Source organism: Amycolatopsis thermalba (assembly GCF_023376025.1).
GTDB classification, from domain to species: Bacteria; Actinomycetota; Actinomycetes; order Mycobacteriales; family Pseudonocardiaceae; genus Amycolatopsis_E; species Amycolatopsis_E thermalba.
Genome location: NZ_CP091196.1, coordinates 1200776 through 1221345, shown reverse-complemented (window position 1 = coordinate 1221345; position 20570 = coordinate 1200776). Strand labels below are relative to the sequence as shown.

Here is a 20570-nt window from a genome sequence, read left to right as displayed (position 1 = left end):
CCATCCTCGGGTTCGCTGCGGTCTCGGAAGTCCGGCCATCGCGCCTGGGGGTGCGCGGCCGGACGTGTCAGCCCAGCCAGTCCTTGTTCGAGTAGTCGTCCTCGGGGTCGTCGGGGCGGGCGTGGCGGCCTCGGCGGGCCGCGGGTTCGAGGGGTGGGGCGTGGCGGTTGGTGGGTTCGGTCGCCATGTCGGGGTCCTCGAAGGCCATGCCGAGCGAGGCGTTGGGGTCGGGCTTCTCGGGCCGCTCCCAGCCGGCGGCGGTGCGCGCCCGGGCGGCCTGCTCGGCGAGGCGCTGCACAGTCGCGGCGGTTTCCCTCGTCAGCTCGTCGGTGCGGGCCTGGCTCTCCGCGAGGCTCGTCTCGACGCGGCGGCTGATCAGGTCCTGGCGGGCGGCGCGCTCGGCGGCGATCGCGTCGAGCTTCGCCTGGAACTCGCTCACCTGCGGGTCCCCTCGTCGTCCAGCGAACCGCTGATGCGGCCGCCCGAGCCGGGGGTGTCGAAGATGTCACCGTCGACGCGGTAGGCGCGGGACGTCCGTTCGGGGTCGTCACCGCCCTGTTGCCCCGCGGCCGGCGGCATGCCACCGAGCATCCCCATCCCACTCGAATCGACAGCGGCGCCGACCGGATCCAGCCCGGGCGCGGTGCCGAGGGTCGCCCCGGAGGGAGAAGGCGCCGAGGAGTGGCTGAGCGAGCCGGGATCCCCGAGGGAGCCACTGACCTGGGCGGCGAGCCCGTCCGCAACCCCGCCGAGCGCGCTTGCCGCGGCGGTCTGGTCCTGCCTGCCGGGAACAGGCTCACCGGAAGAGGCGAAACCGGCCGCCTGGCCGTGGGTGCCGGGATCAGCACCGGGGAAGCCGGGCACCTCGCCGGGAGCACCAGCACCACCGGCGAAGCCAGCAGCGGCCTGGCCGGCACTCACCCCACCGAAGCCGGCCGCCTGCGCGACGTCGGAGGAGCCCTGCCCAGCCGCGCTGCCAAAAGGAGCCGCGTCGTCGGCGGTGGGGGTGAAGCTCTGGTTGGCCGCGCCACCCAGAGCAGCCGCTGGCTCGGCGCCGAAGGCTCCGGCTGTGCCTAACCGCTGGGCCGCGTCCGGGAGAGCGTCGGGGGCGGCAGCGCCAGCATCGGCGGACGGGGCGAATCGCTCGGCCGCATCCGGGAAAGTGCCGGGGGCGGCTGCGCCGACAGACGGGGCGAACCGCTCGGCCGCATCCGGGAGAGTGCCGGGGGTGGATGCGCCGACAACGGCGGACGAGGCCAGCCGCTGGGCGGCGTCCGTGAGAGCGCTGGGGGCGGCGCCGGCCGACGGGGCGGGGTGCTGGGTGGTGGCGGGCTCCTCGCCGAGGGTGTAGGTCGTCGGGGGGCCCGTGCCGTCGTCGATGGTGATCACCGTGGGGCCGGTTTCGCCGACTGGGCGGTCGGCTGTGATGTGCAGCGGGCCCTCGTCGATGTGGATCTTGCCGTCGGCGGCCGGGGTGTGGGCGGGGTTGGCCGGGTCGGGGGCTCCCCAGGTCAGCTGGTAGTCCTTCGCCGGGCCGTCGCCCGTGTCGATCTTGATGGCCATCCGGCCGTTCTGGTCCGGTTCCGACATTTCGAGCTTGCTGTCGCCCCGCTGGACCGTCAGCGTGTCCTGCTCCGCCGCCACCGGCGCGACGGGGGCGACCGCCGGAGGGACGATCGGTGCGGCTGCTGGTGGCACCGCACCCGCGCCGCCCGCCGGCTCACCGGCACCGGCACCGCCAGCCGAGCCATCGGCACCACCCCCAAGAGCACCAGCCGCACCAGCAGCGCCCGCGAAACCACCGCCACCGCCGGCCGCGCCACCTGCCGAGCCACCGCCACCGGCGCCACCAGCCGAGCCGCCCGAACCCCCGCGCGAGCCGCCCGCACCGGCGGTCACCGGCGCCGCGGCCGCACCGACGGCGGCGAACGGGTTGTCCGGCACCTTCTGCAGCTCGGTGTTCAGCGCCGACCACTGACTCGCCACGGCGACGCGCGTGTTCTCGCACATCGACTGGAACTCGCCGACGAAACCGGCGAACCAGCCGCAGAACTGCGCCAGCCAGCTCTTCGCCCACGCCTGCACCGCGTCCAGCAACTCGTCGGACATCCCGAACGACGAACCCAGCACCAACTGGTTCGCCAGCTGCGGGTTCTGCGAGTACAGAAATCCGATGAAGTGCTTGAAGTCGTCCGCGCTGGCGTTGCGCCCCAGCTGGGCGATCCGCGTGAGCCGGTCGGTGTCCTGCGCCGTCAGCCCCTGCTGCTGCGGCCACGTCTGGAACGCGTACTGCAGCACCCACGAAGCCTTGTCCCGGCACGACCCGGCAACCGCGGCGATCGTGCGGTTCACCACGTCCGCCGCGTGCTCCAGCGCCTGCTCGACCGCCTTGACCCCGTCCCCGAACTTCGTCCAGGACGCCGCCGCCGCGTTCTTCCCATCGCCGTCCCACGACCCGAACAGGGCCTGCATCGCCGAGTTCTGCGACGGCGCCGCGTCGGCCACCGACTCGCGCACCTGCACGATCTCGGTCACCCCGGCCGCGAACTTGTCGAACGGGATGTCGCGCTGCTCGTCGTACCGCTCGATCAGCTCCGGCAGGCGGAAGTCCGGCAGGCCGGGCGCGGCCACCGCGCGCGCCTTGCTGTAGACCGGCAGCCAGGTGCGGAAGCTGTCCAGCCCCGCCGCGCCCGCGTCCAGGATCTCGTTCGAGTTCGCCGCCCCCGGGCTGGTGTCCGTGCCCTTCAGCGAATCGAGGCGCGTCTTCCCGTCGTCGACCGCGCGCTTCTGCTCGTCACGCGCGGCCTGCACGTTCGCGTCGTGCTGTCCCTGCGCCTTCGAGTACGCGTCGTAGGCGAACGCGCCGTCCGTCAGGTCCCGATCGGTGAAGTCGAACCGGTCCTGATAGGACTCCAGCAGCTGCTTCTTCTCGTTCTCGTTCTGGAAGCCGTAGCCGACCGGGTCGTGGTCACCGATGGCGTCGAAGTACCGGACCAGCAGCGTCCGCTTGGTCTCGTCGTCGATCTTCGGGTCGTCGACGAGCTGCTGGACCTCCTGGATCGTGGGCAGCCGGGACGCCATCAGCTCGCCGCCGTCCGCACGCCGGCCTGGGACTGGTCGTCGGCGGCGGCGTAGGACTTGCCCGCGCCGCCCAGTCTGTCCGCGTACTCACCGGAAGCACGCACGTAGCTGTCCACACAGGCCACCAGCCGCGCCACGCCCGCCTGGTACCCGGCGAAGGACTCGTGGTGCTTGCGGCCGAAGTCCTCGGCCTTGATCTGCACGTCCCGCAGGTTGGGCAGCGTGTACTTCAGCTGCGTCCCGGGCTCGTCCCGGACCGTGCCCGCGGCGGCGCTCAACTGCTGCGGATCGACCTCGTACCCGGCCACGACCACTCCCCCTCACTCCGTGTCGTGCCCCGAATGTACCCAGGGGGTACGACAGTTCGCAGTCGGTTCAGGAGACGGACGAGACCACTCCCGCGAGCCGGTCCGCCGCGGCCTGCGCGATCTCCTGCGCCGGCGCCTCGACCATGACCCGCACCAGCTGCTCGGTGCCGGACGGGCGCAGCAGGACGCGGCCCTCGTCACCCAGCTCGGCTTCCACGGCTTCGACCGCCTCGCGCACGACCGGCGACTTCGCGACCGTCGCCTTGTCCGAGACCCGCACGTTGACCAGCACCTGCGGCAGCTTGCGCATCACCCCGGCCAGCTCGGCCAGCGGCTTGCCGGTCGAGGCGACCCGGCTCATCACCCGCAACGCCGTCAGCAGGCCGTCGCCGGTGGTCGCCAGCGCCGGGAACACCACGTGACCGGACTGCTCGCCGCCCAGCGCGTAACCGCCCGAGCGCAGCTCCTCCAGCACGTACCGGTCGCCGACGGCCGTCGTGCGCAGGTTCACCTGGTGGTCGCGCATCGCCAGGTGCAGGCCGAGGTTGCTCATCACCGTCGCGACGAGGGTGTCCTGCGTCAGCTCGCCGGCCTCGGCCATCGCCAGCGCCAGGATCGCCATGATCTGGTCGCCGTCCACCAGCTCGCCCGAGGCGTCCACGGCCAGGCAGCGGTCGGCGTCGCCGTCGTGGGCGATGCCCAGGTCGGCGCCGTGCTCGACCACCATCGCCTGGAGCTGCTCCGGGTGCGTCGAGCCGCAGTTCTCGTTGATGTTGATGCCGTCCGGTTCGGCGTGGATGGCGATGACCTCGGCGCCGGCCTTGCGGTAGACCTCGGGTGCGGCGAACGAGGCCGCCCCGTTGGCGCAGTCGACCACGATCCGCAGGCCCGTGAGCGGGTGCGGGGTGGCGGCGAGCAGGTGGTCGGTGTACCGGTCGATGGCGTCGCCGACGTCGCTGACCCGGCCGATCCCGGCGCCGGTCGGGCGGGGCCCGTCGCTGGTCAGGCCCGCCTCGATCTCGTCCTCGATGCCGTCCGGCAGCTTGTGCCCGCCGGCGGCGAAGAGCTTGATGCCATTGTCCGGCATGGGGTTGTGGGACGCCGAGATCATCACGCCGAGGTCGGCTTCGAGGGCCCCGACCAGGTAGGCGACGGCGGGGGTCGGCTGGACGCCCACGCGCAGGACGTCCGCGCCGGCCGACGCGAGGCCCGCCACCACGGCGGCCTCCAGCATCTCGCCGCTGGCCCGCGGGTCGCGGCCGACGACGGCCACCGGGCGGTGCGAGCGGTCGTGCGCGGCGAGCACGCGGGCCGCGCTGGCCGCCACGGACAGCGCCAGCTCCGGCGTCAGCTCCCCGTTGGCCAGACCTCGAACCCCGTCGGTGCCGAAAAGGCGAGCCATCTCATCCTCTCCTCGAGCCGTGCAACCCCGACAACCTAGCGTCCTCCGGTTCGACCGTAACGCCGCCCCGGGACGTCGTCGCCGGGGTGCGTTCCGCTGGCAGAATGCCCTTTTCGCACGTGACGAACCCAGCCGGGGCGGGAACGACGAAGGCGCCCACCCGGAACCGGATGGGCGCCTTCGTGAACGAGCTGAGCGCGGGTCAGCGCTTGCTGTACTGCGGGGCCTTGCGGGCCTTCTTGAGGCCGTACTTCTTGCGCTCGGTGGCACGCGCGTCGCGGGTCAGGAACCCGGCCTTCTTCAGCGCGGGACGGTCGTCGGCGTCGACCTCGACCAGGGCGCGGGCGATCGCCAGGCGCAGCGCGCCGGCCTGGCCCGAGATGCCGCCGCCGGTCAGGTTGCCGAAGATGTCGAACGAGTCCGGCTTCTCGACGGTCACCAGGGGCTCACGGATGAGCTGCTGGTGCACCTTGTTCGGGAAGTACTCCTCGAGGCTGCGCCCGTTGAGCTTGAACTTGCCGGTGCCGGGGACGAGCCGCACGCGGACGACGGCCTCCTTGCGACGGCCGACGGTCTGGGCGGAGCCACCGGCAGCGCGCGACGGCCGCGGAGCGGCCGGCGTCTCGCTGGTCACGACCGCTTCGGTGGCCTCGGGGGCCTCGGTGGCCGGGGAGGCCTCGGTCTCGGTGCTGGTCACAGACACTTCCTCACTCACTTGGCGACCTGCGCGATCTTGGTGATCTGGAACGGCTGCGGCTGCTGCGCAGCGTGCGGGTGCTGCGGGCCTGCGTAGACCTTCAGCTTCTTCGCCTGGGCGCGGCCGAGCTTGTTCTTCGGCAGCATGCCCTTGACGACCTTCTCCAGCAGCCGGTCCGGCCGCGTGTCGAGCAGCTCGCCGAACGAGCGCTTGCGCAGACCGCCCGGGTAACCGCTGTGCCGGTACGCGAACTTCTGGTCGCGCTTGTTACCGGTCAGACGGACCTTCTCGGCGTTCACGATGATGACGAAATCACCGGTGTCCACGTGAGGTGCATACGTGGGCTTGTGCTTGCCGCGCAGCAGCGTGGCGACCTCAGTCGCGAGCCGGCCGAGCACGACATCCTCGGCATCGATCACATGCCAGGCACGGGTGACATCGCCAGGCTTAGGGCTGTACGTGGGCAAGGGTCTACCTCGTGGTCAACGGTGCGTTTGGGGTCGAGTGCGTACCCAGCGCGAACGCTTGCTGCACGCACAACGACATATGAAGATACCCGCCGGGTTCGGCGACCTTGAAGGCGGGGTGTCCCCGGCTTACATACTAGGGTGACGCGCAGTCGACAACACGGTTTTCCGCCTGGAGGGGGCCACCGGCGTGTCCGCGCGAACGAGATCCAGACTACCGAGGTTGACCGCGGTGCTCGCCACGGTGGGCCTGCTCGCCGGCTGCGGCAGCGCACAGGCCGGTACGCCCGTGCCCGACGGCGAGGACGCCGCGGCGTACGTGAGCGCGAAGTTCGACGAGACGCTCAACAAGCTGTCCGACCAGTTCAGCGCCAACGAGACCCGCAAGACCCGGCTGGACCAGGTGGTCCGGTTCGACGAGAAGCGCCTGAACGCGACGATCAGCGCCGTTCAGCTGGGGCACCCGCCCGCCCGGCTGAGCCGCAACCACTCGAACCTCGACTCGAACGAGTACCTGGACGTCTACCACCCGGCCAACAGCCCGGTCGAGTACATGCTGCTGGGGCCCGTGTACGCGAGCCTGGCGCCGACGCCGTGGGTGCAGATGCCCTACACGTCCGGCAACTACAACGAGTGCTACTGGGAGGGCGCGCAGACGGTCTGCAAGATGCTGGGCGCCGTGCAGGACTCGGTGGAGGGTGGCCGCGGCGCGAAGCGGGCGAACAGCAAACCCGACGGCAGCCTGGAGCTGATGGCGGAGGTCACGCTGACGGCGTTCATCGAGCACGACGTGGTGACCTTCCCGGCGGCGATCGCCTCCGAGCTGACGGCCGAGATGAAGGCGCAGACGCTGCAGACGCGGGTCGCGCTGGACCCGCGGGGCAAGCTCACCGAGATCGAGATGACGGGCAAGATCACCGGCGACGGGCACGAGCTGGAGATCGACTACCACTACCGGCTCGACGGCACGCCCTCGGAGGTCGACCTGCCCAAGATCCCGGACCCGTCGCAGGTCACGGTGCTGGCGGACAGCGCCGCGGTGGCCGATTTCTACGCCCGGATGGATGACATCCAGGGGCAGGGTAGGTGAGTGAGGCGTGAACCAGCCGCAACAGCCCGGGTGGCAGCCGTGGGGGTCGGCGGGGTCTTCGGAGTCTTCGGGGTCGGCGGGGCCTGCGGGGGCGCCGGAGGGGCCGCAGCCGATGCCGGGCGGCGGGTACGGAGTGCCCGGGACTGGTGGGACAGCGCCGCACGGGTGGACGCAGCCGGCGGGTGCGAGCGGGCCTCCGCAGGCGTGGGGGCAGCAGGGGGCTGGTGGACCCGCAGCTCAGCCCTGGCATCAACCAGGCGAGACGAGCGGGCCAGTGCCGCAGGGAGCCGGCGGGCCCGCGCCGCAGCCGTGGCAGCAACCAGGCGAGACGAGCGGGCCGGTACCGCAGGCCTGGGGCCAGCAGGGGGTCGGCGGGCCCGCACCGCAGCCCGGGCCCCAAGCAGGCGAGACGAGCGGGCCGATGCCGCAGGCCTGGGGCCAGCAGCCGGGGCCGATGCCGCAGGCGTGGGGACAGCACGGCGCCTCCTCGGGCCCGGTGAGCGGCCCCACCGCCGCACCGTGGAGCCACCCGGGCAACCCGAACCCCACCAGCGGGCCGGTGCCCCAACCCTGGAACCAGCAACCCGGCCCGGGCGGCGCCGGGTCCGTCGCGGGTCCGCCGAGCGGGCCAGTGCCGCAGGCGTGGGGGCAGCAGGGGGCCAGCGGGTCCCAGCCCCAGCAGGGCGGGCAGTGGCAGCCCGGCGAAGCAGCCCAGCCCTACCCCACCCCAGGCCCGAACCACTCCGCCCACAACCCGGCCAGCGGGTCCCAGCCCCAGCAGGGTGGGCAGTGGCAGCCGAGCTATGGGGGGTTTGGTGCGTTCGCTCCGGAGAAGCCCAAGCGCTCCACCAAGCCGCTCCTGATCGGGCTCGCCGTGGTTGTTCTGCTCGGTGCCGGTGGGGCCGGCGCCTGGCTGCTCGGCGCGTTCCAGGGGGACACCCTCGACCAGACCGCCGTCCAGGACGGGGTCCTCAAGATCCTCCGCGAGGACTTCGGCGAGGGCGATGTCCGAGACGCCCAGTGCCCCGAGGACCAGCCCGTCCGCACGGGAACCACGTTCGAATGCACCGTCACCGTTGCCGGGCAACCGAAAAAGGTGACCGTCCGCGTACTCAACGACCAGGCCCAGTACGAAGTCGGAATGCCGCGCTGACGAACGCAAAAGGCCCCGGCTCAACCAGCCGGGGCCCTTTCGGGAAATGATCAGCCGCCGAACATCTTGGTGATGCCGGTGTCGGTCGCCTGGTAGCCGTCGGCGATCTGCGGCAGCGCGGTGGCGATCCGGGCGAGGAGGGCCTTCATGTCCTCCAGCGCGCGGTTCCACTCCTCCTGCCGGTCGTGCCACGCCTGCTGCGCGTCACCGGTCCAGGAGTTGGTCAGCGGAGCGAGATCCGACTTCAGCTGCGTGAACAGGTTCTCCAGCTCGCCACCGGTCTTGTTGCAGTCCGTGGCTGCCTGGTGGATCGTGGCGTAATCGACCTTCATCGGGCCCGACATGATTGTCCTCTCTGGTCTGGGAAGTCAGGTGGAGAAACGGCGCTCGGGCCGCGGTCACAGGCCTTCGAGAGCGGCCTGGAGCGAGCTCAGCTGCTGGTTGACTTCCTGGTCCTGCACCTCGTACTGGACACCGGAGGACTTCAGCATCTCGCCGATGTGCTCGAGCGCGTCGTTCAGCTTCGCCGACTTCTGCGCGAACGCGTCCATGACCTCCTGGAACACCTTGGCCGCGGGGCCGGTCCAGCCCGCCTGCGTGGCCGCGATGTTGTTGGCCAGCTGCATCAGGTTCTGGTCCATCGCCAGCTTGGCCTCGGACACCTTCAGGTGCGCGGCCGCAAATTCTGCCGGATCCCCTTCAAAGCCGCCTGCCATGAGGAACTACCCCCTTCGTCGTGGTGTCGTCCGTAACGATCCCAACCGCCTTACGGACCTACGACGACGACCTTGCCATGGGCGGTTCCGCCTTGTCCCGCACTTCCCCGAAGTAGTTGCGAGAGTGAATGCCGCGCTCACCCGGACGAGTGGGCGAGCGATTTCACGCGCTGATGTTCAGCGTCTTGATCACCTGGGTGCAGGCGCCGTCGACCCGCTGGCGCGCGTTCTCGTTCGCATACACGCATCCGACGTTCACCTGGACCTTGCCCTGCGCGAAGGCGTACCAGTCGATCGACGCGTTCTGTCCGGGCAGCACCTGGTGGTAGAAGATGACGTTCCGGCCGGCGTACGTCGCGTCCGGATCGAACCCGGAGTACTGCGACGGTGCGGCCATGATCTGCGACCGCAACTCCCCCACCAGCCGGTCGGGATCCGCCGACGCGTCGTAGGACAGCGGGTGCTCCTGCACCGACACCGAGTCGAACTGCTGCTGCGCGTCGTCCGGCTTGATCAGCGTCTCCCGCAGATCGGGATCGCCACCGGTCTGCGTCCAGTCCTGCGGCGCGGTGAACTGGTAGTGGTACTGCGCGACGACCTTCCCGGGCGGCTGCTCGGGCTCCCCGTCGGCGTTCAGCGCCAGCAGCAGCCCGGCGACCGCGGCCGCGACGAGCACCACCGCACCGCCGATGATCCACGGCAGCTTCGGCTTCACGCGGGCCGGCGGCGCGGGGATCCCGCGCGGTGGCGAGCTGGGCCCCGAACCGTGCGGGGCCGGGCTGTGACGCGCGGGGCGCGGCGGGCCCGGCGGCGGACGGCGCACCCCGTGCGGCGCCTGCCGCGGCACGGCGGGGCCGCTGAACCCGCCGGGCGGGGTGGGTGGCCGGGGCGAGAACCCGGGCCGCGGCACGTTGGGGTTGCGCACGACCTCCGTGCGCTGGTCGGCGAGCTGCCGGGCCGGCACCCGCGGCGGCGGCGCGGACGGCGCCTTCTGCACGGCGAGCAGCGCGCCGCGGGCCACGACCGTCTCCGGCTGGTCCAAAGTGGTCGGCACGACCCCGGTCCGCTCGTGCACCAGCCGCGAGATCATCGGGATCCGGCTGGACCCGCCGACCAGGAAGATCGCGCTGAGCTGCTTCGGCCGCAGCTCGGCCTCCTCGATCGCGGCGCAGGTCAGCTCGACCGCGCGGCCGAGCGGCGCGGCGACGAGACGCTCCAGGTCCTCCCGGGTGACGTGCGCGTCGGCGAACGGCGGCGGCATCGGGACGTCGGTGTAGGCGTGGCGGGACAGCGTTTCCTTCGCGCCACGGACGTCCTGCCGCAACACCCGGCGGCGGCGCCGGTCGGCCAGTTCGCGGCCCTCGACGAGCTGGCGCCACGCCTCCGGATCGGCCGACGACACCAGACCGCCGACGTGCTCCAGCAGCAGCTGGTCGACGTCGGCGCCGCCGAAGCTCGGGTCGCCACGGGTGGCGAGCACCTGGAACCCGCCGCGGTGCCCGGGAACGCGGCTCACCACGCTCACGTCGACCGTGCCGCCGCCGAGGTCGAGCACGGCCAGCGTCGCGCCGGGGCGGTTGCTGATCTCGACGGTGCGGTCGGAGTTGATTTCCTCGGGCGCGAAAGTGGCGGCGTGGAACACCGCGGCCGCGACCGGTTCCGGCACGAGCGTGACCTCGCGGGCCAGACCACCGGCGGCCTGGCGCAGCAGCCGGGTGCGGACCGCGCCCCAGTCGGCCGGGTGGGTCAGCACGAGCAGGTCGACCTCGGCGTTGCCGGCGAGCCGGCGGGCCTCGGTGACGGCGCGGTCGAGCACCGCGCGCACGACGTCGGTGACCCGCAGGACGCGGTCGCCGAGCAGCAGCTCGCCCTCGTCGATGCGGCGCTTCGGGTTCGGCTCGTAGCGCGACGGGTCCATCGCCGCCTGCCGGTCGGCCTCCTGCCCGACGAACAGGGTGCCGTCGGCCGCGGCGTACACGGCCGAGGACATCAGCGGCTGCCCGTCGACGACGACCACCTGGGGCGGCCGGCCGTTCAACGCGGCCACCACGCAGGTGCTCGACGTCCCGAAGTCCACGGCGACACGCAGGGTCACGAGGCGCCCCCGTGGCGCCCGAGTCCGAACGGTCCGGAAAGGACGGTCCCGATCAGTCCGGCTGGATCCACGACACCTGCATCAGCTGCTTGCCGACCTTGCGGCTCACCAGCACACCACGGCCCGGCGGCATCGGACCCGGCTTGACGTTGCCCAGCAGCTGGCCCTCGTCCTTGCTGCCGTTCATCACGATGCCCGGCGCCGCGATCTCCTTCAGCTTGCCGATGATCGGGTCGTAGGCCGCCCGCGACGCACCACCCGTGCGCCGCACCACGACCATGTGCAGGCCGACGTCCTTGGCCTGGGCCAGGAACTCCGACAGCGGCTTGAGCGGGTTGGACGTCTGGGTGGCCACCAGGTCGTAGTCGTCGACCACGATGAACAGCTCCGGGCCCTTCCACCAGGACCGGTTGCGCAGCTGCTCCTGCGTGACGTCCGGCCCGGGCAGCCGCCGGGTCATCGACCCGACGATGTCCTTGACCATGCCGTCCAGCTGGTTGGCCGACACCGCGTAGCCGAGCAGGTGGTTGCCCTCGACGAACCCGAGCATCGTGCGCCGGTAGTCGACCAGCACGATGACCGCTTCCTTGGCCGTGTACCGCTCGGTGATCCCGCGCGTGATCTGCCGCAGCAGGTTCGTCTTGCCGGACTCGCCGTCGGCGAAGGCGATGAAGTGCGGGTCGGCGTCGAAGTCCAGGTAGACCGGCGCCAGCTCGTCCTCGTTGATGCCGATCGGGATGAGCTTGGTGTGCCGCTGCTTGTCCATCGACAGCACGTCCTCGTAGGACACCATCTCCGGCAGCAGCCGCACCTGCGGCGCCGGGCGGCCCGGCCACGCGGCCTTGATCTTGGCGACCGCGTCCGCCACACCCGCGCCGATCGTCTCCGGGTCGCTGGACCCGTCGATCCGCGGCAGGCCGATCAGCATGTGCAGCCGGTCGCGGGTCAGACCGCGGCCGGGGCGGCCCTCGGGCACGTTCACCGCGACCCGGCGGTCGATGTCCGACTCGCTCGGGTCACCGAGCCGCAGCTCGAAGCGCGTGCCCAGCATGTCCTTGATCGCCGGGCGGATGTCGGCCCACCGGTTCGCCGAGATGATCACGTGCACCCCGTAGGCCAGACCGCGCTGGGCCAGGGCGGTGATCTGCGGCTCCAGCTCCTCGAAGTCGTCGCGCAGGGCGCGCCAGCCGTCGACGACCAGGAACGCGTCGCCCCACGGGTCCTGCTCCGGGGTGATCTCGCCGCGCCGCTTCCGGTTGCGGAAGTCGGCCATCGAGTCGATGCCCAGCTGCCCGAACAGGCCTTCCCGCGCGTTGGCGAGCGCGTTCAGCTCGGCCACGATGCGGCGGGCCTTGTCCGGCTCGCGCCGGGCCACCGCGACACCACCGACGTGCGGCAGGTCGGACAGGCCGGCGAGCGTGCCACCACCGAGGTCGATGCAGTAGAACTGCGCCTCCTCCGGGGTGTTGGCCAGCGACAGCGACATGATCAGCGTGCGCAGCAGGTTCGACTTGCCCGACTGCGGGCCGCCGACGATCACACCGTGACCGGCCGCACCGGAGAAGTCCGCCCACAGCGGGTCGCGCCGCTGCTCGAACGGCCGGTCGACGATGCCGATCGGGACCTGCAGCTTGCCGTTGCCGAAGAAGCCCACCGGCGACAGACCGCGGTCGTCGGTCGGGTTCAGGTTCGGCAGCAGCGTGTCCAGCGAGTTCGACTCGTCCAGCGGCGGCAGCCACACCTCGTGCGCGGGCGGGCCCTGGCCGACCAGGCGGTCGACGATGACCTCCAGCTCGGTGGGCTCGGTGCCCTCCTCCTGCTGCGGCTGGGGCACGGCCTCCACGCGCACCGGCTCCGGCTCCGGCTCCGGCGGCAGCTCGACGTAGTCGGGCACGAACAACTGCGGCCGCTTGTCCGCGCGCACCACGTTGGCGACCGGCCCGGCCGCCTGCATCCCCGCCGGCCGGTACGGACCGGACACATAGGACGCCTTGAAGCGGACCATCGTGTTCGTGTCGTACTTCAGGTACCCGGAACCCGGGATCGAGGGCAGCTCGAACGCGTCCGGCACACCGATCGCGGCACGCGATTCCGCCGCGGAGAACGTCTTCAGACCGATCCGGTAGGACAGGAACGTGTCCAGACCACGCAGCTTGCCCTCCTCCAGCCGCTGCGAGGCGAGCAGCATGTGCATCTGCAGCGACCGGCCGACGCGGCCGATCTGGAGGAAGATGTCGATGAAGTCCGGCTTGGCCGTCAGCATCTCGGAGAACTCGTCGATGCAGATGAACAGCGCGGGCATCGGGTCGAGGTCGGCGCCGTTCTCCCGGGCCTTCTCGTAGTCCCAGACGTTCTTGTAGTTGCCCTTCGCGAGCACTTCCTGGCGCCGCGCGACCTCACCGGCGATGGCGTCCTTCATCCGGTCGACCAGCGTCAGGTCACCGGCCAGGTTGGTGATCGTGGCGGCGACGTGCGGGGCCTTGTCCAGGCCGAGGAACGTCGCACCACCCTTGAAGTCGACCAGGATCATGTTCAGCGTCGTGCTGGAGTGCGTGGCCAGCAGCCCGAGCACCAGCGTGCGCAGGAACTCCGACTTACCGGAACCGGTCGCGCCGATGCACAGGCCGTGCGGGCCCATGCCCTCCATCGCGGCTTCCTTGATGTCCAGCTCGACGGCCTGCCCGAACTCGCCGATGCCGAACGGGACGCGGTAGCGGTCCCGCACCGGGCGCGGCCGCCACGCCTGCTGCACGTCGAACGTCATCGGGTCGCCCGGGATGCCGAGCAGTTCCAGCAGCGTGGGGTTGGACAGCAGCGGCTCGTCCTCGCTGGCCTCCTGCGCGGCGCTGCCGACGCGGTACGGCGCGAGCTTGCGGGCCAGCGCCTCGCACTCGACCACGCTCAAGGTGTCCGGCTTGCCGAACCACTCGATGCCGCCGCCGCTGCGCGCGCCGACCCGCTCCTTCTCCACCACCAGGCGCAGGCCGCGGCGCGCGGCGAGGTTGCCCAGCGAGTCGGACAGGTCGATCAGCGTGACCCCGACCAGGCCCTCCTCGAGGATGATCTGCTCCTCGCGGGTGACCTCGGCGTCGTCCAGCACGATCACGACGTGCGGCTGGTCCGGCGACGGCGTCGCGTTGCGCGAGAACCGCGGCCGGTCGCGCAGCTCCACGTCCAGCCACTGCTCGATCTGCGCGAGCGAGCCGGCCATCATCCGCAGCTGGCCGATGCCGTCGGCCAGCTCCGGGTGCTGCACGTGCGGCAGCCACTTCGCCCACTCCCACTCGGCCTTCGCGCGGCCGGTGGTGGCGAACGCGAGCAGCACGTCGTCACAGCTGTGGAAGGTGACCAGCTGGGCCAGCATCGCCCTGGTCAGCCCGCGGGTCAGCTCCTTGTCGCCGCTCAGGCTCACCGCCGCGAAGCCGCGCAGGGTGATCTGGGTGGGCAGGTCGGGCACGATCGAGTGGGCGCGCACGAACCGGCGCAACGCCAGCGTCGCGATCGGCTCCAGCTCGTCGACCGGGCCGGTCTGCGGCGGCACCAGGCGCGTGGCCAGCCGGTGCGAGCTGCGGCCGACGCGCAGGTGCAGGAAGTCCTGGTCGTTCTGGCGGCGCTCCCACATGCGGCGGCTCGCGGCCAGCGACCACAGCGCCTGCGGATCCGGGTGCACCCACTCCAGCGACGCGCGCTGCTCGGCCATCGCCTCGCGGGCGCGCTCGCGCATCTGCCCGAGGTACCGCAGGTAGTCCTTGCGGTCCTCGTTCATCTCGGCCTTCTTGGCCCCGCCGCTCTTGCCGCCGCCGGCGAACATGCCGCCCATCGACATGAGCATCATCAGCGGGAACATCAGGGTCAGCGGGCTGCGCGCGGCCGCACCGCCGGTGGTGAACATGACCACGACCATGCCGAGGGTGGCCACGATCATGACCACCGGCATCATCTTCTGGACGACGTTGCCCGGGATCGTGCGGGGCACCTCGGGTGGCGGCTCGAGGTGGACCTCACCGCCCGGTGGGCGCGGCGCAGCAAGCCTTGGTGACCTCTTGAACTGCAGCGTGCTCACCGAAGGGTCCCCTCTTCAACTCGTGTCTCGCCTGCTCCTCCAGCGCCCACACGGTAGCGAACAACGACCTCTTCCGAGGCCGAGACCGCCCAACCCGGCACCGATTGCCCGAATCCACCCCCGAGGCGGAGCCAGGTGCAGTAATACTAGGACCGCCCACCGACAGTCCGGAACGATCCGCGGGCGCACGTTGGGCAGGAATTCACGGGCAGCGGCTGCCGCGGACACGGTCGTTCGGTATAAGTAGCCCGCAGCATTCTCTCGGGTAGGGGGCAGGCAAGTGGCAACGGGCACGACGGTATTCAGCAGGGTGACGGTGGTCGCGCCCCGCACCAGGATCGACGTGGCGCTGCCCGCCGACGTCGCGGTCGCCGACCTGATGCCGATGCTGCTGGACATGGCCCGGGAGAAGTCGCCGGACGGCGGCGCCCGCCACGGCGGCTGGGCACTGGCCAAGCTGGGCGACGCGCCGCTGGACCCGAGCCGCACGCTCGCCTCGCTCGGCATCGTCGACGGTGACCTGCTCCAGCTGCGCAAGCGCAACGACAACCCGCCGCCGCCGCTGTACGACGACGTGGTCGACGCGATCGCCGACGCCCAGCCGGACACGTTCCGGCCGTGGACCACGGAAACCGCGCGCCGCATCGGGCACATCGCGGGCGGCCTGGCCCTGTTCACCGCGGCGCTGGCCCTGTTCTTCGGCGGCCCGCTGTTCGGCGGCAACGGCCTCGCCGCCGCGCTCACCGCGGGTGTCGCGGCGATCGCGTGCCTCGCGGTCGGCGCGACCCTGGCCAAGGCCTACCAGGCCGAGGCGACCGGCGTGGTGATCGCCGCCGCGGGTGGCCTGCCGTTCGCCTTCGTGGCCGGCTTCTACGCCGTGCCCGGGCTGACCGTGCGCGCCAACCTGCTGCTGGCCAGCGGGCTGGTGGTGATCCTGGCCGCGGTCGCCATCATGATCATGGGCGCGGGCATCACGACGTTCATCGCCGCCGCCACGGCCGGGGTCATCGGGGTGATCGCGTTCACCGTCGCGACCCTGATCGCGCACCCCGCGCCCGGCATCGCCGCGGGCACCGCGGCCGGCGCGCTCGCGCTGATCTCGCTGCTGCCGCGCGCGACGATCTGGCTGGCCAAGCTGCCGCTGCCGCACGTGCCGGGCACCGCGGAGGAGCTCAAAGAGGACACCACGTTCCCGGACTACACCGAGATCGAGCGCCGCACGGCCGTCGCCCACAACTACATGACCGGTCTGCTGATCGGCTGCGGCAGCGCGACCGCGATCGCCGCGATCATCACCGCGACCGCGCCCGGGGTGTGGGGCATCCTCACCGCGGCCGTCGCGACGATGGTCCTGCTGCTGCGCGCCCGCTCCTACGCCAACGGCAGCCAGGCCGTCGCGCTGCTGACCACCGGGATCGTCTCCGGCGCCGGCATCCTGATCGGCTGGCTGGGCACGCAGACCCCGATGGGCCGTCTGCTGTGGGTGTTCGGGGTGCTGGTGATCATCGGCGCCGGTTCGCTGGTGGTCGGCGTGGTGTTCCCGAACCAGCGGTTCTCGCCGCCGCTGCGCCGCACCGTGGAGATCTTCGAGGCGATCTGCATCGCCACCGTGCTGCCGCTCGCGCTGGCGGTCATGGACCTCTACGCCACGCTGCGCCACATCTCGTTCGGCTGAGCATGACTCGAGGGGGAACTCGCGTGCGGAGACTCGGTGTGCCCGGCCGGACGGCGACCGTCCTGCTGGCGGCGTCGATCGGCGTGCTGGCGACCGGCACGGCCCAGGCCCAGACGGGCGGCACCGGCTCCGGCGGGTACTGGGCGGTGCCGCCGCCGTTCGAGGCCAGGTACCTGCCGAGCGACAACGGCGGCCGCAACAGCTTCGACTACCAGCAGAAGAACGCCTGCGTGACGCGCGACCTCGGGCAGAAGGAGGTCGTGCTGCGCGAGAAGCCGTGGGGCCAGCAGTACCTCCAGATCGAGGAGGCCCAGCAGCTCGCGCGTGCCAAGACGGGTTCGGCGGGCGGCGGGATCCGGGTCGCGGTGATCGACACCGGGGTCACGCAGCACCCGTACCTGCCGCGCCTGGAGGGCGGCGGCGACTACGTCTCGGCCGGCGACAACGGCCTGAACGACTGCGACGGTCACGGCACCGAGGTGGCCGGGATCATCGCGGCGCGGACCCCGCAGGACCAGATCGGGTTCACCGGTGTCGCGCCCGATTCGACGATCGTGTCGATCCGGCAGTCCAGCCAGAACTACGCCAAGCCGGACTCCGCGGGCGGAACCAGCGGGCAGCAGACCGGCGGCCGCCAGCAGAACGACGCCAACGGCGCGGGCACCACGCTGTCGCTCGCGCAGGCGATCGTGCGCGCGGCGAACCTGAACGTCGACGTGATCAACATGTCGGTGGACAACTGCCGCCCCGCGGACGGTTCGATCACCGACGGCGAGCGGGCGATCCAGGCGGCGGTGCGGTACGCGGTGGACCGGAACGTCGTGGTCGTGGCCGCGGCCGGCAACACGTCGGAGACGTGCCCGCAGAACGACCAGCCCGACCCGAACCGGCCGCGGTCGATCGTGACGCCCCCGTGGTTCGCCGACGACGTGCTGTCGGTGGCGGCGATCGACGAGACCGGCGGGGTGGCGCCGTTCAGCGTGCACGGGCCGTGGGTGAGCGTGGCCGCGCCGGGCACCAACATCATCTCGCTGGACCCGTCGAAGGGCTCGTCGCAGCTGGCGAACCAGACGATCGAGAACGACAAGGCGACGCCGATCCAGGGCACGAGCTTCGCGGCGCCGTACGTGGCCGGGGTCGCCGCGCTGGTGGCCGCGCAGTACCCGCACCTCAACGCGCGGCAGATCATGAACCGGATCCGGGTGACCGCGCAGCACCCGGGCGCGCAGGGCGGGCGGGACAACTTCACCGGCTACGGGGTGGTGAACCCGGTGGCGGCGCTGACCGCGATCGTGCCGTCGGAGGAGGGCCTGGCGGCGGAGTCGGGACGGCAGCTGCCGTCCGGCTTGCCGGACGCGTCCCCGAAGAACTGGACACCGATGATCGTGGCGCTGGCCGGCACCGGCGGCGGCCTCGTGGTGCTGCTCGTGGTGATGTTCGTGATGCGCACGCTCCGCCACACCCGCAAGGCGAGCTAGCCGGGGCCGTAAAACCCAACGAAGCTGGGTGGTCATCCCGTCGCCTGACACCGGAACGATCACTTTGAGCCAGGCCCGCAACATCCGCTGCCAACGCGAGATGACATGCCAACCTTGCGGGCCTGGCTCAAAGTGATATGCACAAACCGGAAGGCGACGGGATGACCACCCAGCGACCACCCACCCGAGGTGAGACAACAACGGTCCCCCGTCATCCCGGAGCCTGCCCGTCCGGCGAGGACATCTTTTGATCTTTAGTCTTGCTTTTGGGCAGGCGAAGAGCCCGCCCTACGGGCGGAGAGCGCCTCACGGCGCCGAACGGTCACCTTACGACCACCCCCGCCCCGATGCCTGATTGTGTTTCAGTCGCCGATCAGGCGTGTCAAGGCGGGAAAGAGTACCTTGACACGCCTGATCGGCGACCAAAGACCGGCTGTGGATCGGGGGCGGGGGAGGTCTGGTTGGGGTAGTCGGTGCTGTTGCGTTGCCGGGCGGCGGTCTCGAAAAGAAGACGGCCCCTCGCTTTCGCGAGGGGCCGCCGTCCTAAGTGGACCTGCTAGTTTCCGGAGGCGCCCGTGCCGCCGGCGGCCTGTTGCTGCTGACTCGGGAAGCTGCCCGCGTTCGGGGAGACCGGCACCGAGTCGTAGCTCCGCTGCGCGTCCTGCACGTTCAGGGACGCTCCGGTCGGCAGCAGGCGCACGATGGCGTCCGGGGCCGGCCTCGGGTCGCTCAGGCCCAGCGCGTTCGCCGTGTTCGCGTCCGGTACCCCGTACCGCAGGCCCCGGTCGGTCACCAGCGAGATGGGGCCCGTCTTGAACGACTGCTTCGACGTCGCCGACCGGATGACCGCTCCGCGGCCCGGAGGCATGTAGAAGTTGTCGATCTTCAGGCCGTCCGGGCTCGGCTGGCCGATCTGGATCAGCTTCGCGTCGGCGGGGATCGGGAGCTGCGTGCCGACGTAGACGGCCGTGTGCTGGTCCTCCGTCGTCGGGTCGCCGGGGTTCACCACGTTCCAGCCCAGGCACGTCACCGGCGTCTGCGTCGGGTCCAGGACCGTCGGCAGCTTGGCCGGCATGGTGTCCACCTTGAGCGCGTCCGCGTCACCGGGCTGGATCTGGCGGATGCTGCTGATCACGTCCGGCCGCACCTCCTGCGGGCGCGGCGCGGCGTTGGAGTCGGACGAGAACCGGATCAGGTCGGCGACCGCCGGGGACACCCGCTGGATGCCGTTCTGCAGGATGACGTAGTTCACGTTGGTGCCGTCCGCGAACGGCACCGCGAACACATCACCCACCGAGAGGCTGAAGTTCTGCAGCGCGGAGAACTGCGACGCGTTGCCCTGCCCGGGAATCGACGGCGGGGTGAAGGGCGTCACCTGCGGGATGGCGTTCAGCAGGCCGATCGAGATGCGCCGCGCGTTCTGCGGGTTCAGGCCGAGTGCCGTGTAGACACCGGCGCGCGACGGGTCGAGTTCGGCGCGCACCGTGTTCGCGTTCGGCTGGTTCGGGTTCCGCTCCAGGCGGTAGATGAGGTACGGCTTGCCGTTCTCGCCCACGGCCAGCACGGCCTCGCTGTCGCCGAGCTCACGCCCCGGGCTGGACACGCCGGCGAGCACCGTCGTCGCGTTCGTGGCCTGCTGCACGGCGACCTGGTCGGGCAGGTCGTCCCGGATGGTCAGCTGGTCGCACACCGCCCAGTCGTCGGAAACCCGCTGCGACGTGGTCGGCAGCAGCTGCGGACCGTCCACAATGCCCGTCAGCCGTCCGCGCGGGATGTCCTTGAGCTGGTCGTCCGGCACCACCGACGGCTCCACCGCCGCCGTCGCGGCACCGCCGTTCTGCCCCGACTGCGCCATCAGCAGCAGCCGCGCCGAGGCCAGGTTGAAGGTCGGGACCAGCTGCTTCGGGTTGCCGGTGACCACGTAGATCGCGCCGGACTCCTTGCCGATCACGATGTTGCCCGAGTCCGGCACGGCGGGCTTCGGGCTGATCAACCCGAAGATCACGAAGCCGACGACACCGAGCAGCGCCAGGATGAACCCCACGATCGTCGCTCTGCCGTGGGTCCGCATGGGGTCGTGGAGCATGACCGAGTCACGCCGGACCAGCGCGGACTGCATGCGGCGCAGCACGAACTGGTAAGCGTGAACTTGCGATTTCGTTGTCGGTGTTGACGGCATTCTCGACCTACTGCTCCCCGAGTCGCGGTACGGTTCCGCAGGATAGCGGTACGGGAACTCCGCCGGTGTGGGTTTCTCCCAACTCCGGTTAGGGTCGGGTTCCCGGCCGACCGGCTTGCCGGGATCGCTGTAGGTACGAGGGGAAGAACGAGCGGATGTCCGTCAC

At 71.2% G+C, this 20570-nt stretch carries 15 protein-coding genes; 4 read left to right on the top strand and 11 right to left on the bottom strand.

What is annotated here, in order from left to right; all coding sequences use genetic code 11:
* Positions 1-67 precede the first annotated feature (67 nt).
* The 6 genes from L1857_RS06025 to rplM all read right to left on the bottom strand — a co-directional run bounded on the left by L1857_RS06025 (position 68) and on the right by rplM (position 5955).
* Positions 68-439: a hypothetical protein gene (locus L1857_RS06025; protein ID WP_094003931.1), complete on the bottom strand. Its 372-nt coding sequence runs from the start codon at positions 437-439 to the stop codon at positions 68-70.
* Positions 436-3081 carry a WXG100 family type VII secretion target gene (locus tag L1857_RS06020; RefSeq protein WP_249464623.1) on the bottom strand — a complete coding sequence of 882 codons (2646 nt, stop codon included), beginning with the start codon at positions 3079-3081 and terminating at the stop codon, positions 436-438. Before L1857_RS06020 ends, L1857_RS06025 begins: the two co-directional genes overlap by 4 nt.
* Positions 3081-3389, bottom strand: coding sequence for a hypothetical protein (locus L1857_RS06015; protein WP_233157101.1), 309 nt, complete (start codon positions 3387-3389; stop codon positions 3081-3083). Before L1857_RS06015 ends, L1857_RS06020 begins: the two co-directional genes overlap by 1 nt.
* A gap of 67 nt (positions 3390-3456) precedes the next feature.
* Positions 3457-4791 (bottom strand): phosphoglucosamine mutase, encoded by a 1335-nt coding sequence (gene glmM, locus L1857_RS06010; RefSeq protein ID WP_094003929.1) that lies wholly within the window; start codon positions 4789-4791, stop codon positions 3457-3459.
* A 202-nt stretch (positions 4792-4993) separates the two neighbouring features.
* Positions 4994-5488, bottom strand: a complete 495-nt coding sequence (gene rpsI, locus L1857_RS06005) for a 30S ribosomal protein S9 (RefSeq protein ID WP_094003928.1) — start codon at positions 5486-5488, stop codon at positions 4994-4996.
* A gap of 14 nt (positions 5489-5502) precedes the next feature.
* A complete protein-coding gene (gene rplM, locus L1857_RS06000; RefSeq protein WP_017986650.1) occupies positions 5503-5955 on the bottom strand; it encodes a 50S ribosomal protein L13 in 453 nt (150 codons plus the stop codon).
* Positions 5956-6187: 232 nt separating this feature from the next.
* On the opposite strand from rplM, the gene L1857_RS05995 reads away from it, so the two are divergent.
* Positions 6188-7045, top strand: a complete 858-nt coding sequence (locus tag L1857_RS05995) for a hypothetical protein (protein ID WP_094003952.1) — start codon at positions 6188-6190, stop codon at positions 7043-7045.
* Positions 7046-7466: 421 nt separating this feature from the next.
* Positions 7467-8198: a DUF4333 domain-containing protein gene (locus tag L1857_RS05990; protein WP_240323149.1), complete on the top strand. Its 732-nt coding sequence runs from the start codon at positions 7467-7469 to the stop codon at positions 8196-8198.
* A gap of 50 nt (positions 8199-8248) precedes the next feature.
* Here L1857_RS05990 and L1857_RS05985 read toward each other — a convergent pair whose 3' ends face one another.
* From L1857_RS05985 to eccCa, 4 genes are all read right to left on the bottom strand, one after another.
* Positions 8249-8530 (bottom strand): WXG100 family type VII secretion target, encoded by a 282-nt coding sequence (locus tag L1857_RS05985; RefSeq protein WP_094003926.1) that lies wholly within the window; start codon positions 8528-8530, stop codon positions 8249-8251.
* Positions 8531-8596: 66 nt separating this feature from the next.
* The gene (locus tag L1857_RS05980; RefSeq protein ID WP_094003925.1) at positions 8597-8914 is read right to left on the bottom strand and encodes a WXG100 family type VII secretion target; all 318 of its coding nucleotides are present in this window, start codon (positions 8912-8914) and stop codon (positions 8597-8599) included.
* A 163-nt stretch (positions 8915-9077) separates the two neighbouring features.
* The gene (locus L1857_RS05975) at positions 9078-11009 is read right to left on the bottom strand and encodes a type VII secretion-associated protein (protein WP_233157099.1); all 1932 of its coding nucleotides are present in this window, start codon (positions 11007-11009) and stop codon (positions 9078-9080) included.
* A gap of 52 nt (positions 11010-11061) precedes the next feature.
* Complete coding sequence (eccCa, locus tag L1857_RS05970; protein WP_116110446.1) at positions 11062-15072, bottom strand: type VII secretion protein EccCa; 4011 nt, start codon at positions 15070-15072, stop codon at positions 11062-11064.
* Positions 15073-15382: 310 nt separating this feature from the next.
* Between eccCa and eccD the strand changes: the two genes are divergently transcribed.
* The gene (gene eccD / locus L1857_RS05965) at positions 15383-16747 is read left to right on the top strand and encodes a type VII secretion integral membrane protein EccD (RefSeq protein ID WP_198958134.1); all 1365 of its coding nucleotides are present in this window, start codon (positions 15383-15385) and stop codon (positions 16745-16747) included.
* Between the two features lie 23 nt (positions 16748-16770).
* Positions 16771-18225: a type VII secretion-associated serine protease mycosin gene (gene mycP, locus L1857_RS05960; protein WP_094003922.1), complete on the top strand. Its 1455-nt coding sequence runs from the start codon at positions 16771-16773 to the stop codon at positions 18223-18225.
* Between the two features lie 556 nt (positions 18226-18781).
* Here the strand turns inward: mycP and eccB are convergent.
* Positions 18782-20404 (bottom strand): type VII secretion protein EccB, encoded by a 1623-nt coding sequence (eccB, locus tag L1857_RS05955; protein ID WP_116110447.1) that lies wholly within the window; start codon positions 20402-20404, stop codon positions 18782-18784.
* Positions 20405-20570 lie beyond the last annotated feature (166 nt).

Excerpts from the sequence above, each read along its gene's own strand:
- L1857_RS06020 (WP_249464623.1), bottom strand. The coding sequence starts at position 3,081 with ATGGCGTCCCGGCTGCCCACGATCCAGGAGGTCCAGCAGCTCGTCGAC.
- glmM (WP_094003929.1), bottom strand. The coding sequence starts at position 4,791 with ATGGCTCGCCTTTTCGGCACCGACGGGGTTCGAGGTCTGGCCAACGGG.
- L1857_RS05990 (WP_240323149.1), top strand. The coding sequence starts at position 7,467 with ATGCCGCAGGCCTGGGGCCAGCAGCCGGGGCCGATGCCGCAGGCGTGG.
- L1857_RS05985 (WP_094003926.1), bottom strand. The coding sequence starts at position 8,530 with ATGAAGGTCGATTACGCCACGATCCACCAGGCAGCCACGGACTGCAAC.
- L1857_RS05980 (WP_094003925.1), bottom strand. The coding sequence starts at position 8,914 with ATGGCAGGCGGCTTTGAAGGGGATCCGGCAGAATTTGCGGCCGCGCAC.
- eccB (WP_116110447.1), bottom strand. The coding sequence starts at position 20,404 with ATGCCGTCAACACCGACAACGAAATCGCAAGTTCACGCTTACCAGTTC.